This window comes from Arthrobacter sp. P1_B11, assembly GCF_056406715.1.
Genome location: NZ_JBFTZQ010000004.1, coordinates 21,661 through 36,692, shown reverse-complemented (window position 1 = coordinate 36,692; position 15,032 = coordinate 21,661). Strand labels below are relative to the sequence as shown.

The window sequence follows — 15,032 nt, the reverse complement described above, 5'->3', positions numbered from 1 at the left end:
GCAGGCCGCCAGCGCCGGCAGTGCTGGCAGTCCCCGTGGATCAGATCATGGTCGCCGTTGACGGTGTGCGCCGATATGTCGTCTCGCATCTGTCCCGGATCGGCCGCTCCTGCGACGTGGACGACGTTATGCAGGACATCCGGGTAGCGGTGTGGGATGGATTGAGTCGAGGACACTATCGCCAGCTACCGGGAGTCCCGTTCGGGGCCTGGGTCCAGGGAGTGTGCGCCAACGTGTGCGCCGCGCACATCCGCAGGGAGCTGAGCCATTCGACGCTGCCGCTGCTGATCGAAGCCGGAGATCCGGACGGATCGGCATCGCTCGATGGTCTCGCGATTCTGGTCATCGGCGGCGTGGATCGCAGTGCTGAGAAGATCATCGATCAGGAATGGGCGCGAAGAATTATCGGGCTGACCCGGGCAAGCGTGCCGAGCGGAGTTTGGGAACTTGCCGTTGACAGCTTGACCGGGCCACGCCAGTACCGCCCGCCCTCGCCGCAGGACCGCCGCCGATGGCATGCGGCGACGGTAGTGCGGCAGACGGCGAGGACTGTACAAAACGCACTGGAGGTTGAGCCCAAAGAGATCCGCCATATCGGGGACGTTTGCCAGCGTGCGGCAGAATGCCTGCCCACGCCGGTGCTCCGCCGAACTGCGGCGTCCATCGTTCGTCCCGATCTGCGAGGGCCAGACCGTGCCATGGCTTTGGCAGCGTTGGCCGCTGAGCTTGGAGTCACGCAGCGCTATGTGGCCGTGCAGATTGGATTCGCCCGGCGGCTGTATCAAACGTCATGGCGGATTCTCCAGGGTGCAAGGCGACCTGCACGCTAAGTCATGTCCTCAGCCGCCTATTTTGCAATGAACTGGCGAGGAGGCTGGAATGTCGTTGACCCGGAGAATTGCATTGCCTGGCTGGAGCAGCCGACGGCGATCGTTGTTCCTGGCGTTCGTAGCGTTCGTGGTTTTGAGTGTGGCCGCCGTAGTGTTCGCGCTCACCCGGCCGAACCCGGGGCCCGCACCAGGGCCGGGTCCGACGTCGTCGACGGCGCCTACTCCCCAGAGTTCAGCGGCATCATCCTCCACTGAGCCGCAGCCAGAAGCTCCGACGACCGCTCCCGCCGTCGTGGGCCGCGATGCGGACGGCGCGCTTCGCGCAACTGACTTCCGCAAGCTGGCCTCGGCGGCGGCGACAGCGATTTACACATGGGACACGCGTAGGGCCTCCTACTCCGAGGTGTACTCCGGGCTCCGCAACTGGTGGCATGTGCTCCCGGACGGGTCCAATCCCCTGGCCGTGTTTGTCCAGGAGTTCGAAGCGACTGGAATCAACGCCGGGACCTATCAGTTTCTGGCGAGGCAGCAGGCGTACCGTTCGGCAACGGTGGAATCCATGATGTGCGACGGTGAGTTGGCCAAGGTGCGAGAGCGACCGGCACCCTGGACGGGACTCCACGTGTGCACGGTCAGTCTTCGCGTCTTGGATCAGTCGGTTTCTGCCAGCAACACGTATGCGGCTCCGGTCAGCGTCATGGTCAACTGTCCGCCAGCTGCTAGTGCACCTGCGGATCATTGCGTCATGGTCGGCTTTTATGCCGCGCCGAACAGGGTGCTCTACTGATGCGGGCGCCGGCGATGCTTGCCGCATTGGCAAGGCGCCGCAGGATCGTGCGGGCTTTGGTTGCCGCGGCTACGACGGCGATCCTGGCGGGCTCCTTTGCGCTCTGTGCGGCCGTTGCAGTGCTCGGCGCCAACGCGATGAGCACCGGCTCGATCTGCTCTTCAGCAGGGTTGAGTGGTCAGCGAGGCGCCGAAGCGGGCGGTGCCTTGGACATCGGGAATAGTAGCCAGACGCCGGTCAACCTCACGGCCCGGCAATTGAGCCTCGCGGGGGACTATATTTCAGTCGGCAAGCAGTTGGGCGTTCCGCGAGATGGGCAGATCATCGCAATCATGATGGCTCTGCAGGAATCCACTCTCAGAGTGCTGGCCAACGTGAACGTCCCCGGATCACTCAACTACCCGCATGACGGTGTTGGAAGCGATCACGACTCCCTTGGCACGGCTCAGCAACGTCCGGCTGCCGGCTGGGGGAGTGTCGGAGAGCTAATGGATCCCATCTATAACGTGCGGGCTTTCTATGGGGGAGCGTCTGGTCCCAACCAGGGGAGCCCTCGCGGGCTTCTGGACATCCCTGGATGGCAATCCATGAGCAAAGGCCAGGCTACCCAGGCTGTTCAGGTGTCGGCCTTTCCCGAGCTGTATGCGCGATGGGAGCCGGAAGCATCGGCCATCGTTGATGCCCTCGACGGCGGGACAGCACCTTCTCTTTGCGTCGATACGCCGACCGCCTCAGCGCCGACAACAGCATCGGCGGATCTGAGCCAGATCCGCAAGGAAATCCTTCGCTTTACCCAAACCGGCGTCGGTGGGTCCTATGTGTGGGGCGGAACGGCCTTCAAAGCGTGGGACTGCTCCGGATTTGTGCAATGGATCTACCGGCAGGCCGGAATCAACCTCCCGAGGGTCGAGCAATGGAGGGTTGGTAAGCGGACGGACAATCCGCAGCCAGGGGACTTGGTCGTCCAGAACGCCCAAGGCCCTGACAACTGGGGACATGTTGGCATCTACGCCGGAGACGGGATGATGTACAGCGCGCTCAACCCCTCTGTGGGGACGCTTCTGCACCCAATCGCGTGGAATTCGGATACGGCCTATTTCGATCTCGTGACGTGACAACTGGTCCGAGCATCGCTTGCAGCGCCCGACCGGCCTGAGTGATTACTAGGACTGCTACAGTCCGCTCTCACCCTTCCACTCTTCCCTTGTCACCCGCTTGATGCTCGATGAGTGCGCCCAACCCAGGTGGTACTTACCTGAAGAGTCCAGCCATTCAATCAGGCCGTAGGTGTGCGTCCATCCCACAGCCTTGCCGTAGATCCCGCTCACGTAGACCAGAGGCCGTCCATACTTCGGGAACTCTCGGATTGGAGCTGGGTCATCAATCGGTCGGCTCTCTTCGGCTTGGATCCGGGCAAACATGCGCTCGGACTCGTCGGGAGAACCACGCTTGATCACCGAACAAGTATAGAACATATATTCGAATGACTCCCTCGCCCGGAGCCTGGCCGACAGCGGACAGGCCATGCCCAATTTCACAGCGTTGATGACCTCATCGGCAAGCTCGAGATACCTGCCGACCGTCGGGCTCCCGGTGCCGATCCCTCGGCACCGGGAGYCCGGACTGAGTGTTCTGAAGGAAAAAGGCTTCCGGCCACGACGTGCCTCGGTCGTTCCGCCACGCAGCTGGTCGAACATGTCCTGGGATTCGCAAGTCCTGCCACCGCGGAAAGTCGCGGATCCGCCCTGCCCCCAAGTAACGACACGGCTTCGCGACCGGGCCCAAGGGCTGCTTGAAAACCTGCACCCCGTGCCGGCGCCAGTGGTCGCGCAGGCCGTGGAAGCAGCCTTACGCTGGCGCAAGGGTGTCGACTATTGGGCCGCTGATGCGGGCGCGGCGGCGCTCTCCGCGGTCCCGCCAAGAGTTGCCGATAATGCGGCTCTTGGTGGTTGGTGGGGAATCGATTCCGTGTCGTAGCTAAAAAAGGGGCCCGTGGCCCTGCTGGGATGAGTGTGTCTAGCATTCAACCAGGAACAGGACCACGAGCCTTGAACGAGCCTACCGGGGTGGCGTCTGACGCTGCCACCAGCATCTTCAACCTGCCCGACTACCGCGTCATCTCCGCCGCAGTCATGGCCGATGGCCGGCGCCGGATTATTGTCGAAACCGACCAACCCCGGGCTGCCCGACCTGCGGTGTGGTGGCATCGCGGCGGAAAGAACGGCGTCTCCAGCGGATCCGGGACATTCCCGTCGCCGGGGCCGTGGAGGTCCTCTGGTCCAAGTACCGCTGGTACTGCGAGGAACGTGCCTGCCCGCGGCTCTCGTTCTTCGAATCCACCACCCAGGTCCCGCGCCGTGCGCGGTCCACCGGCCGGCTCCGGGACCATGTCGTTGACGCGGTGGTCCGCTCGGGCCGGGCCGTCTCGGAGACGGCGGCCGCGTTCGGGGTCTCGTGGTGGACGGTCCGGGCCGCGTTGAATGAGGCCTGCCTGCTCACCCTGCCCGACGTGGATGAACTCAGCCCGCGGATGCTGGGCATCGATGAACACCGGTTCCGGTCCGTTCGGTTCTTCCGCGACCCAGGCTCCAGCTCGTGGATCCGGCATGAGCCGTGGATGACAACCATCGTTGACCTGGACACCGGACAGGTCCTGGGCGTCGTCGATGGCCGGGACCACAAGGGCGTCGGAGACTGGCTCTTCGCCCGCCCCCTGGCCTGGCGCCTAAGCGTGCAGGTCGTCGCGATTGACCCCTCGGCCGCGTTCCGGAAGGCGTTGCGGATGTGGCTTCCACGCACCGCCGTTGCGGTTGATCATTTCCACTTGGTCTCCCTTGGCAACCAGGCCATGACCGAAGCCCGGCAGAACCTCTCCCAGCAGGTCAAGGGCCGACGCGGCCGCGGCGTGGACAAGGCCTGGGCCCATCGAATGCTGCTGCTGCGCGCCGGCGACACTCTCACCGGGAACGCGGCCCACCGCCTGGCCGAGGTCTTCGCCGCCGACGACCCGACCGGCAAGCTTGAAGCGGTGTGGAAGGTCAAGGAGCAGCTGCGGATACTGCTGCGCACGAGCTCCCTCGCCGACGCGGCCGCAGCGAAGGAGGACCTGAAAGTCCTTGTTGAGGCCGCCGCGCGGCCGGAAACGAACAAGCTCTACCGGACCGTCTGCCGGTGGTGGAAGGAGATTGAAGTGCTGATCGTTACCGGCGCCACCACGGGCAAGGTCGAGGCCAACAACACCGGGATCAAACACATCAAACGCACCGCGCGCGGCTATCGCAATCCCGGCAAATACAAATCGGTTATTCTCATGAGAAGTGCCGTCCGGACGGCGGCATGACACTCATCCGGGAATCCATTTCCCCACGAACCGTGAAGAGCCGATAATGCGGCCGCCTGGGCGAGCATGATGTCCCTGGTTTCCTCGGCGCGTGTTTGGTCTGGCCTACTGAGGGYTGCGATGACTCCGAGAGCGCCCATGCATTTTTGGTGCGCGCCGAAGACCGGGATGGCRATGGCCGCGGCCTGGGGGTTGCATTCCCCCCTGGAGATGTAGAAGGGCCCGGACGCCGGACATGCACACGCTGGACATCTCGGAGCTATACGTGCAGCTGGTTGAGCAAATAGGAAAATGCGGGCTGTTAAATGCCGACGGCGGTCCGCTCGATACGGATAATATACAGCGAACCCGCTCTGAAAATGGTCTTCTACCCGAGCCCTGGAGCCAGACCAACATGCTTTTCGCATATATCGAGCATGGCAGTGGCAGATATACGGGCGCAAATAAACAAATCAGGGGGGCAGAACTGGACATGAGTTCTGACCCTGATTGAGTACATCCGTTGCTTAGTGAGCGGCCTGGTACTTCTCCACAATGTCGGCCTGAATCCGGCCGCGGGTATTGACCTGCATACCCTGGTCAAGAGCCCACAACCGAATGGCCTTGGCGTCATTGCCGCTGCCGCTTGATTTACGAGCCGGTCGACCGCGGCCTCCGGAAGTCTTACGTGCCACGTTCGTGTACTTACTGAGAGCCTCGCGCAGTTCATTAGCGTGCGCATCAGTGAGATCAATCTCATATTCAGTGCCATCAAGTGCGAAATTTACGGTCTCGCTTGCTTCCGAGCCGTCGAGATCGTCGGAAAGAATCGTTACAATTTTGCGTGCCATACGGAAAGGCTGTCACTTCTTCGGCCTTACATCCTGGACCCGAATTACTTCTGCAGGGTTGACGTGGACCACCGCCTCAAGTACGTGCTGAAAAAGAACTCTTAGGGGATGCTTCCTGTCGAGCTCCATAATCTTCTCGATGGTTATCGCGCCTAACTGTTCGATCAGGAACTCGTACTTTCGCCGCAATTGGATCTTATCGCGCTCTTCCGGGATGCGATCTTGGTACAGAAGGCTCGCCATATGGGCATTCTTCACGAGAATCCACCCCAATAGCATCCCTGTAGTTGCGGTCGAGAGGCCAGCCACGATGAGGACGATGGTAAACGGGCTCGTCAGGGAAACCTGGGCGACGATAACTGCGGAAGACACGCGCATACGCTCACCGTCCAACCCTCGTCTTACGAGGCCGTCTCGCGGGTCGGCCAACTCATCGAAGCGCGACTCTCTATCTCCCAAACTGAAGAATATGAAGTCTTCAAAGTCGCAGATCGTATGAGTGTAATCTGGCAAGCTGTATGTGTCGGAGTAGTCGGCACGACTGGTTCCAAGGGTGGCAGCTATGCCTTGAGCAAAAGACCACACCGACATCCTCATAATTGCCATCGAAGGTGAGAAGCCCGGGATAGAAGACCACATCAGCCACTACCTGATTCCCGACCTCATCGATCTGAACCTCGCCCAGCCGGCCTATCCGGAGTGGCACTTCGAAGACATGACTTCTGACGCCAAGGAACGAAATCCAGGCCGTCTTTACGGAGCCTGTCACCAGCGGAACCATCGACGAGACCATCAAGCGGGGCATCGCGACATCCTCGGCTCAATCGGTGACGCGTTCAATTCGTTCTTCGATTCCAAAATCAGCATCACTGGGGCCCTCGCCCTTTGCCCAAGCCGTAAATAGAGACCGCCAGGACGTGTACGAAGCTTACCGGGACAAGATTGTGCTGCCAGTACAGCGCGATTCTGGGCGGCGCTGCGTGCCCATATGCGAAGACCTGGACGGCATTATCAGGGACTACGCGGGTTACCGGCGTCGAAGTGGGCGCCCCCGCTTCACGCCAACTGCCGCTATCTGTGGGTGGGCCTCGGCTCGGAGCAGACAGAGCAGCCTGCCTCTTACTGGCTTCCCGGACTCACCTGGGGGAGTGAGTGACCCTTCCCTCTAACCGCCAGCTGTCAATGCCACCAACACGAATGTGCCGCCGGGAATCATGATTCCTCCCACTGCCATTGCGATTGTCAGCAAACGATGTCGGGCACTTTCCGGTCGGAACTTATCAGCCGCCGCACTCATAGTTCCCGCTATCAAATAGACCAGTTGAATGCTAATGGCCAAGCCAACCCAGTATGCGTACCCGATATAGGGGACATCGAAAGCCAATACTGCTAGAGCGACCATCTCGGTGGTGGCGAACCAAATTAGTGCCGCGTATGCGAAGCCCACATCTTTGAGCCTCCTCGGCGTGAACAAATTGCCGGGTCCGTCTTCGGGGTGGAATATTTTCGCTGACACTGCCATGGCGATAAATAACGTCGGAATTGCGGTCGCGGCAGCCTGAAAGAAGCGAATATCCGCTTCCATTTTTCCCCCAAAAAGATTGACGTTTTACTCGTAGCTATTCATAGTGAAGCATGAGTGGATTCATCACCAATTCCAATTCGGCTGGCATCTCCGTTACACATACTACCGGCGACGTGAAAGAAGCGGTCGAACGGACACGCGAGGCTGCTTACCGGCTGGAGGCGTACACGCGCCGATTTAACGGTGAACAGGAATATGCGAAGCGCTACATGGCTTCGAAGATGAGACGAGCCGATGGCCGATATAGTCGTCTACCAACTACCCTCCCAGGATGAATTCAGCGTCGTGGAGCTGGACGATGGCCGTCGCTACCGCAAGCAGCTGGTGAAGTTCGCCACCTGGGTAAGTGCCTCCGATCCCCGCAAGAAGACGGTGCTGGTTAAGTCCTCGGTTGCGCAGGTGGTACAGAACTAGACAAGGTGCTCAACAATGTGCCGGTCCTAGTACCCGAAGTGCGTCGACCTGTCCGTTCCTGAGCGCTTCGATGCATTTGGCTTGTCCGGCGGGTTTGTAGCTAGTTCGCGAAACGAACCCGCGTACACGTTCCGCGAGGTCTTTATCAAGCCATGCAATAGGTCATGTAGCCCCGCCCCACCGCCTCCATGAAGTCGTGAGCCCAAACCACTCATTCCCTTGGAAGACGACAGATGGAGCGCGCGATGTTTCTGGCAGCGGTGGACCCTGGCATCACCCCAAACACGAACTTTCCCTTTCTCGAATCGCTCAAGCAGATCGGCGGAGGCATCCTGGTCGGGGCCTTCATTGTGATCGCGATTGTGGCGATCGTTGGAGCCGCGATGCTCCTGGCAGGCAAACTCAGCCAGTCATCGCGGCTCGCTTCGGGCGGTGGCATGATCCTGCTTTGGACTGGACCGGTGGCCGCGATTCTGGGCGGGATCAATGGCTACATCCTCTGGTCCCAGTCGGCGTTCAATCTCGGATTTTAGGTCCAGTCCGTCATGCCGGTTCAGTGTGACCTGGATGGATGGTGGCCGCCTGGTTGCGGTCTCGTCTCACAAGCGAACGATGGCGTCCAAGGCTCCATCACGTCATTCTTTGCGAACATTCTCCAGAGCACGGCGTCCTGGATATGGTCCTTCATCACAGGCGCGTTCACTGTCTCTGACGTCGATGATGCTCAATGGACGGCGGTGGAAGGACTGACGAGTTGGTGGGTTGTCATCATGATGACGCCACTTATCGTTGCCATGATCCTCCAGCTGCTGTCCGGTCTGATCAGCCAACAGCCCCGCCGCTTAGTGCGCGCTCTGGTTGGCGGCGGGGCGGCCATTCCCCTGGTGGCCGGTGCCGTTTACCTTGTCCGCCAGCTCACCAAGGTGGGCGATTCTGCAGCTACGGCATTGCTCGACTCCATGGGGACGGATCCCTATCTGGTGTTCATGCGGCTCTTTGGCTTCGAACGGGCCCCGGCGGACTCCGGCAGGGAATGGAACGTCGTGTCGTTGGCCCCGGGAACCAGCGGCGGTGCGGTCGGGGCCGTAGTCGTTACCGGAATGGCAGTTGTTGTCGTCTGGATCCTGGCCTTCATCCTGATGTGTTCAATGATCTTTCGGTCCTTTGCGCTCATCGTGCTCGCCGCCGTTGCGCCAGTCGCTCTCATGCTGATGCCGTGGGAGAAGACGAAAACTTGGGCCCGTCGGTGGTGCGAGATCGTCGTTGCCTTGCTGCTCGCCAAACCGCTTGCCGCGACGGTGCTGGCCGTGGCTATCAAGCTCTTTGCCGAGTCGAAGTCATTTGCCGGGCTGGCCGCTGGTGTGGTGGGCATGGCTCTCGCCTGCGGTGCGCCTCTGATGTCCCTGCGGCTCGTGAGCTTCGCCGGAGGTGAGCTGGCCGCTGCCGCGCAAACTGCCGGTGGCGGCCACGTCCTTTCTCGAACCTCGAGCTTTACCGCCCGGCAGATCAGCCGGCAGACCGGTGGCCGTTTCACCCTGGCCGGGATGGCTGACCGCTCGTCCATGACCCGCCCAATCCAGTCGAGCCGTCACCAATTTCCCACCCGCGCGCTGCCGGCCTGCGCCCCTCTTCCGGGACGGCCAACGGGTACGACGCCGTCGTCGGCGCCAGGTGGGAATGCCAGTGCGTTGATGCTCGACGCCGGCGCCTCGGCTGCCAGCCCAGCCTCACCTCAGGGAAGTGGCGCACAGCTGCGCCCGGCCCCGGGCGCACCGGCATCGGGAAGGAGAAGTTGGGGCAAGGCCGCCAGCGACCCACCAAGGCCGTCGTCGTCGAAGCTACCGACCGACGCGCCACCGATCACCCCAACTGCCAAGCCTCCCATCCACCAGCCACGAGTCGTCAAGCCCCCAACCGACGGTGATTTCCATGTCTGAAACTTCACGCACCCTTGAGGCAGTCAAATTCCCCCGCTACGAGCGACGCGGCTTGTTCATGGGACTGAAGTGGTATCAATTGCTGTTGCTCGCGGCCGGCGTCGTGGTGGCAAGCCTGGCATCGGCATCTCAAGGACCGATCGGCTTGTTTGCTTCGGGACCGTTGTGGCTGGTGCTGTTGCTCCTCGGCTTGCTGCAGTATTCAAGGATTCCGTATCCGGTCTGGGCCAGCCATGCCGTCCTGTTCTTCTACCGATCGATGGCCGGACAAACAAGGTTCCTAACCAAACCTGAGCGAGCAGTCCTGGCTGGACAGCTGGCGCTTCCGGGAGGGCTGGGGAACCTGGAATTGCGACGGACCTCGCGAGGGGAGTGTTTCATCGTGGACGCCCGCGGCAGGGAGGCGATAGCAGTACTTCGTTGCAGCACCCGGTCCTTCGCACTGTTAGACAGCGACGACAAAGCATGGGCCGTGCAGGCTTGGTCCCGCGTACAGGCAGGTATGGCCCAGCGAACAAGTCTCGCGAGAATTGCCGTCCAGGACTTTACGGTTCCGTATCCGTCCACCGCCCTGCGGGACTTCTACGAAATGGCGTCCCCGCGACCGGCGGGCGTCTCCAGCGAACTCACTTGGGGCCAGCGCGCGTACGAGGATCTGATTTCTGCAGCAGGCTCCACGATGAGCCACGATCTCCTCATCGCACTTGTGGTGGATATGGCCAAGGCCCGACGCCGGATCAGAGAGACAGGCGGGGGACTGGTCGGTGTCGAACGGGTGCTTCGTCTGGAGGTCGAGGCCATGACCACGGCGCTAGGGACACACAGCGTCAAGGTGGAGGAGTGGCTGCCGGAAGGCGGAATCCTCGACGTCGTTCGGGGCGCATTCGATCCTGCCGCCGTCGCAAGCGGGGCAAGGAATCCGGCCAAGAAGGAATTACAGTCCCGAGATTCCATGCCGCCTAAAATGACTGCGGGGCCCATGGCCGTGGAAGAGCACTGGACATACGTACGGACTGATTCCGGCTTTCATCAAACGTTCTGGATCGCTGAGTGGCCACGGCAGAAGGTATTTCCGGGCTTCCTCCATCCGCTGATTTATGTGGGCGACTTCCGGCACACGGTGACGGAGGTTATTCGCGCCGTGCCCACAACCGAGGCGCTGCGGGACATCCGTTCCGCCCAGGAAGCCCATGAGACCAGGCGCCGCATCAATACCCGCTTCGACAGGCCGCTGACCCGCGAGCAACGGGCTGAGGAAGAAGAGGTCGCCCAGCGCGAGGAGGAGATCGTCGCAGGACACGGAGACGTAAGGCCCGCTGCCTACGTGACCGCTACTGCAGGGACCTTGGAGGACCTGGCCCGCCACCGGCAGGAATTGGAGTCGGCGGCCGCGGGAGCCTTCGTCGAATTGCGCCTACTGGCCGGGCAGCAATGGGCTGCATTCGTCGCCGGTGCGCTCCCGTTCGGGCGGGGGCTGCGATGACGCGGACAAACCAGTCGGTTGAATACGTGCCGTCGGGAGTGAACCGCAAGGAGCGGAAGGAACGACGGCGGCGGGCGGCTGCCGCTGACAGCCGACCGTGGGCGGCCGCCCTGGACCGGGCTGGCGAGATGGTCGGCACTCGGTTGGTCACCGCCGAGCACGGCGGAGACTGGGGGGGCCGCGAACCTGTCTCGCTGCGTGGCCCCCACCGCCTGCGCCCGGCACCGCACCGCGCGTCCACCCTGACCTTCGCCGCGGCGTATCCATTCATCACAGAATCGGGGCTCGGCCATGAAGGCACCTATATCGGCACAGACGTCTTCGGGTCGGGAGCGTTCTCCTACGATCCGTGGATTCTCTATGACAAGGGCGTCATCAGCGGACCCTCGATCGTTGTCATCGGCACCGTGGGGACCGGGAAATCCATGTGCGGAAAGTCCCTGGTGGCCAGGTCGATAACGCTGGGGCGGAAGGCCGCCGTCGCCTCCGATCCTAAAGGCGAATGGGTTGCCGTCGCCAATGCGGTTGGCGGCAAGGTCATTTCCGTGGGTCCCGGTCGCGTTGCCCGCGTCAATCCACTCGACGCGGGGCCGCGGTCCAGGGCCCTGAGTGAGGCGCAGTGGCAGGCGGTGGTGCGCCAGCGCCGTCGCTACCTGTTGGTGGCACTGGTTTCCCTCATGCGGCAGGGCATGCCCCTCCGTCCGGTGGAGCACACTGCCCTGGACATGGCTCTCATGGAGACGGTAGCCGAGAACTCGAATCCAACGCTGCCGATGGTTCTGGACCATCTGTTGAACCCATCGAAGGAAACGATCGGGCTGGTGGGCAAGGACGGGGGACTGGCGGTCAGCCACTCCCTGAGGCGGACGGTCTCCGGTGACCTGGAAGGCATGTTTGACGCCCCGTCCACGGTCGCCTTCGACGCCGATGCGCCGATGATGGTGATGGACACCTCTGCGCTGATCGGCGCCTCGGAGCAAGCGTTGTCCCTGGCCGCCGCGTGTGGTGCCACTTGGCTGGAGGCAGCAGTTACCAATCCCGACGGCGGCAAGCGGCTGGTGGTTTACGACGAAGGCTGGCGCATGCTGGCCGACCCGTACATGCTCGCCAAAATGAGCGAACAGTGGCGGCTTGCCCGCACTTACGGCATTGCGAATCTGCTCATCATGCATAAAGTGGCCGACCTCAACGAGATCGGAGACAGCTCCAGTGGGCATCGGCAGAAGGCACTCGGCCTGCTGACCGAGGCGGACACCAGAATTATCTACCGGCAAAAGCACGATGCCATGCGACTAACGAAGGAAGCCTTGGGCCTGTCGGAAGCCGAATGCGAGCACGTAGAGAACCTCCCCAAGGGTGTTGGCCTCTGGAAGGTCGGGAACCGTTCCTTTATCGTGGCGAACCGGGTCACGACGGATGAGCTTGAAGTCTTCGGCACAGACGACCGGATGATCTGAATGCCACAGATGAGTTCGCGGCGAGGCACCGACAGCCCGTTGGTCACGGCCGGACTTATCGCCGTGGCCGGTTATGTCTGTCTGTGTTTCCTGGTCCAGGGGGCAGCTAACGTCGTGATGGTCTGGCGCTGCGGCGGCAATCTGCCGTCGCCGTTCAACCCGGCAGCCGCCGTCGGACTTTTCATCGGCCGGATCGAGTGGATCGTCCGCGTACCGCAGGGATGCGACCTCGGAACAGGCAGTATCTGGTGGATCGTTGGCCCGGTCATCCTTCTGGTGGCCGCGCTCGCCGTGGGCTCTGTCTTGGTCTGGCGGAGGTGGAAGCAATCCGGCTCATGGCTGCGCCAGGACATCCTGAACCGCGAGGGCATCGCGCGCCGTACCGAGATCCGCCAGGATTTCGGGGCCAGGGCCGTCCTGAAGCGCGGCAAGTTCACGCGGCCAGGCCTCGCCAAACCGCGCATCCAGGACGTTGCATGGACATTGGGCCGTTCCCACGGTGTCTTGATTCATGTCTCTACGGAGGAATCGATGGTCATCCAAGGTGCTCCGCGATCCGGTAAAGGCCTCTACGTGGTCATCAATGCCATCCTCGATGCGCCCGGCGCTGTGGTCACGACGTCCACCCGCGCCGACAACCTGGTGGTCACTATGAAGGCCCGTGCAGCACGCGGCAGGCCAGTCACAGTGTTCGATCCGCAAGGGATGTCCGGACTGCCTTCGACACTTCGCTGGTCTCCCGTTCGTGGCTGCGAGGACCCGGATATCGCCACGCGCCGTGCGCTCGTTATCACTGCGGACACGGAGATGAAGGGAGAGAACGCTGCATGGCAAAAGCGCTCACTGATCATCCTGCAATGCCTTCTTCATGCTGCGGCCCTGTCCGGCGAGGGCGTCCGCGCGTTTCGGCGCTGGTCTTCGAGCCCGGTTTTGGCACGTGAGGCGTTGGAGGTCCTGAGCCAACCGGCGGCGGCGCTGGGGTGGCAGGCCGACTTGATGGGCATCCTCGAGGACGACCCGCGGAACACGTCCAACTCCTGGATTGGCGTGTCGGCTGCCGTCGCACCGCTGTCCTCGCCGAAAGTGCTCGCCGCGCTGGATCCCCGGGAGGAGTCTGAGGAATTTGATCCAAAGAGGTTCATCCGGGACTGCGGGACCCTGTACCTGATCGGCACCCGAGCGGGCGCCGCTGCGGCAGGGCCGTATCTGTCTGCTTTGATCGACGACATCGACAACGCTGCGCGCGAAATGGCATTTGTCGCCACGGGAGGAAGGCTGGATCCGCCGATGTCCCTCGTCCTGGACGAGATTGCCAACCTGGCACCGTGGCCGGGCCTGCCCATCGCCCTCTCTGACGGCGGCGGCATCGGAATATCAACACTGGTGGTTCTCCAATCCCTGTCCCAGGCCCGTACTGGCTGGTCCATCGACGAGGCAGCCACCATTTGGGACTCGGCCATCATCAAAGTGATCTTCGGCGGCGGCTCCGACGAACGTGACCTGCGCTCGCTGGCGGGGCTGCTGGGGGAGCGGAGCCTGACCTTGAACACTCGTTCCTGGTCTGCACAGGGCCGGCAGGACGGCGAACAGATCAGGGAGAGCCCGGTTCTGCCGCTTCATGAGATCAGGCGCTTGCCTGCAGGCACAGCCCTGATGCTGGGACGTCGAACCCGGCCCATACTTTTGGACCTGCGCGAATGGCACAAACGCAAAGACGCTGCAGAGCTCGGTCGGTCAAAGCTGGAGCTTGAACGGACCTTGGCTGAAGGGCACCGTCTGCGGCAGCAAGCAACTGAGGAGCCTGACGATGGCCAGCCGTGACGACGTCGAACGCTTCGAAATCCCATCAGCGGGTGCGGATGACGATGAGCTGACGGCGGAGCTCTTCCGCTCTGCATTCCGGCCACCGGGGCGGGCATCCGGCGTGACATATCGTTGGCGGGAAATGACAGCTGAGCAGGCCGGAAGTGTGTGGCGTTCTTTGGCAGTTTGGGTCCGATGGCTTGTGGCCACGTACCAGCTGACGACGTCGGTGGTTCCGGACTGCTGGTGGCGTCATTCCGAGATTGTGGCCGAGCTCTATGCTCTGCAGCGGGCGGAGCTGGCCTCGTATGTGAGCGACGATCCGGGTTTCGGGCCGCTTGCATTTCACGAACGGCTGCCGCACTCCGTCGAGCGGTTGAGGATCCATACCCGGACTGCCGGTTGTGTCGGCCTGCAGGCGCACAAGGAGTCCGCAGTGAGAACCATGCGGCTCGACGCGCCTGAGTTCGTTGAGTGGCAGCCGGGTTCACACCAGGTCGGGGACGAATTCTGAAGTCATGCTGTTATCCCGACTCAGGACATGAACAAGTATCCCCGGGGTGGTC

General features: G+C 62.2%; 15 protein-coding genes. 11 read left to right on the top strand and 4 right to left on the bottom strand.

Features of this window, described 5'->3' with window-relative positions; all coding sequences use genetic code 11:
* Positions 1–47 precede the first annotated feature (47 nt).
* Genes AC1D14_RS04640 through AC1D14_RS04630 form a run of 3 tightly spaced genes read left to right on the top strand, consistent with a single transcriptional unit; the run spans position 48 to position 2,732 of the window.
* Entirely contained in the window at positions 48–830 is a 783-nt protein-coding gene (locus tag AC1D14_RS04640; RefSeq protein WP_476968128.1) for an RNA polymerase sigma factor, read from the top strand.
* A gap of 49 nt (positions 831–879) precedes the next feature.
* Complete coding sequence (locus AC1D14_RS04635; RefSeq protein WP_476968127.1) at positions 880–1,617, top strand: hypothetical protein; 738 nt, start codon at positions 880–882, stop codon at positions 1,615–1,617.
* A gap of 14 nt (positions 1,618–1,631) precedes the next feature.
* Positions 1,632–2,732, top strand: coding sequence for a C40 family peptidase (locus tag AC1D14_RS04630; protein ID WP_476968126.1), 1,101 nt, complete (start codon positions 1,632–1,634; stop codon positions 2,730–2,732).
* 57 nt (positions 2,733–2,789) lie between these two features.
* On the opposite strand, the gene AC1D14_RS04625 is transcribed toward AC1D14_RS04630, so the two are convergent.
* Positions 2,790–3,314 carry a hypothetical protein gene (locus tag AC1D14_RS04625; RefSeq protein WP_476968125.1) on the bottom strand — a complete coding sequence of 175 codons (525 nt, stop codon included), beginning with the start codon at positions 3,312–3,314 and terminating at the stop codon, positions 2,790–2,792.
* 503 nt (positions 3,315–3,817) lie between these two features.
* Here AC1D14_RS04625 and AC1D14_RS04620 point away from each other — a divergent pair.
* Positions 3,818–4,957 (top strand): ISL3 family transposase, encoded by a 1,140-nt coding sequence (locus AC1D14_RS04620; protein ID WP_476968124.1) that lies wholly within the window; start codon positions 3,818–3,820, stop codon positions 4,955–4,957.
* A gap of 506 nt (positions 4,958–5,463) precedes the next feature.
* Here the strand turns inward: AC1D14_RS04620 and AC1D14_RS04615 are convergent.
* The 3 genes from AC1D14_RS04615 to AC1D14_RS04605 all read right to left on the bottom strand — a co-directional run bounded on the left by AC1D14_RS04615 (position 5,464) and on the right by AC1D14_RS04605 (position 7,372).
* Positions 5,464–5,787, bottom strand: coding sequence for a histone-like nucleoid-structuring protein Lsr2 (locus AC1D14_RS04615; RefSeq protein WP_476968123.1), 324 nt, complete (start codon positions 5,785–5,787; stop codon positions 5,464–5,466).
* A gap of 12 nt (positions 5,788–5,799) precedes the next feature.
* The gene (locus tag AC1D14_RS04610; RefSeq protein WP_476968122.1) at positions 5,800–6,426 is read right to left on the bottom strand and encodes a hypothetical protein; all 627 of its coding nucleotides are present in this window, start codon (positions 6,424–6,426) and stop codon (positions 5,800–5,802) included.
* A gap of 526 nt (positions 6,427–6,952) precedes the next feature.
* Positions 6,953–7,372 carry a hypothetical protein gene (locus tag AC1D14_RS04605; protein ID WP_476968121.1) on the bottom strand — a complete coding sequence of 140 codons (420 nt, stop codon included), beginning with the start codon at positions 7,370–7,372 and terminating at the stop codon, positions 6,953–6,955.
* Between the two features lie 234 nt (positions 7,373–7,606).
* Here AC1D14_RS04605 and AC1D14_RS04600 point away from each other — a divergent pair, with 234 nt between their 5' ends.
* From AC1D14_RS04600 to AC1D14_RS04570, 7 genes are all read left to right on the top strand, one after another.
* Positions 7,607–7,786, top strand: a complete 180-nt coding sequence (locus AC1D14_RS04600) for a hypothetical protein (protein WP_476968120.1) — start codon at positions 7,607–7,609, stop codon at positions 7,784–7,786.
* A gap of 245 nt (positions 7,787–8,031) precedes the next feature.
* Positions 8,032–8,319 (top strand): hypothetical protein, encoded by a 288-nt coding sequence (locus AC1D14_RS04595; RefSeq protein WP_043480665.1) that lies wholly within the window; start codon positions 8,032–8,034, stop codon positions 8,317–8,319.
* A gap of 12 nt (positions 8,320–8,331) precedes the next feature.
* Positions 8,332–9,723 (top strand): type IV secretion system protein, encoded by a 1,392-nt coding sequence (locus tag AC1D14_RS04590; protein WP_476968119.1) that lies wholly within the window; start codon positions 8,332–8,334, stop codon positions 9,721–9,723.
* Positions 9,716–11,206 (top strand): SCO6880 family protein, encoded by a 1,491-nt coding sequence (locus AC1D14_RS04585; RefSeq protein WP_476968118.1) that lies wholly within the window; start codon positions 9,716–9,718, stop codon positions 11,204–11,206. Before AC1D14_RS04590 ends, AC1D14_RS04585 begins: the two co-directional genes overlap by 8 nt.
* On the top strand, positions 11,203–12,663 hold the full coding sequence (locus tag AC1D14_RS04580; protein ID WP_476968117.1) for an ATP-binding protein: 1,461 nt from the start codon (positions 11,203–11,205) through the stop codon (positions 12,661–12,663). The genes AC1D14_RS04585 and AC1D14_RS04580 overlap by 4 nt, the downstream gene beginning before the upstream one ends.
* 9 nt (positions 12,664–12,672) lie before the next feature.
* Positions 12,673–14,484 carry a type IV secretory system conjugative DNA transfer family protein gene (locus AC1D14_RS04575; protein ID WP_476968116.1) on the top strand — a complete coding sequence of 604 codons (1,812 nt, stop codon included), beginning with the start codon at positions 12,673–12,675 and terminating at the stop codon, positions 14,482–14,484.
* A complete protein-coding gene (locus AC1D14_RS04570; RefSeq protein WP_476968115.1) occupies positions 14,471–14,980 on the top strand; it encodes a hypothetical protein in 510 nt (169 codons plus the stop codon). Before AC1D14_RS04575 ends, AC1D14_RS04570 begins: the two co-directional genes overlap by 14 nt.
* Positions 14,981–15,032 lie beyond the last annotated feature (52 nt).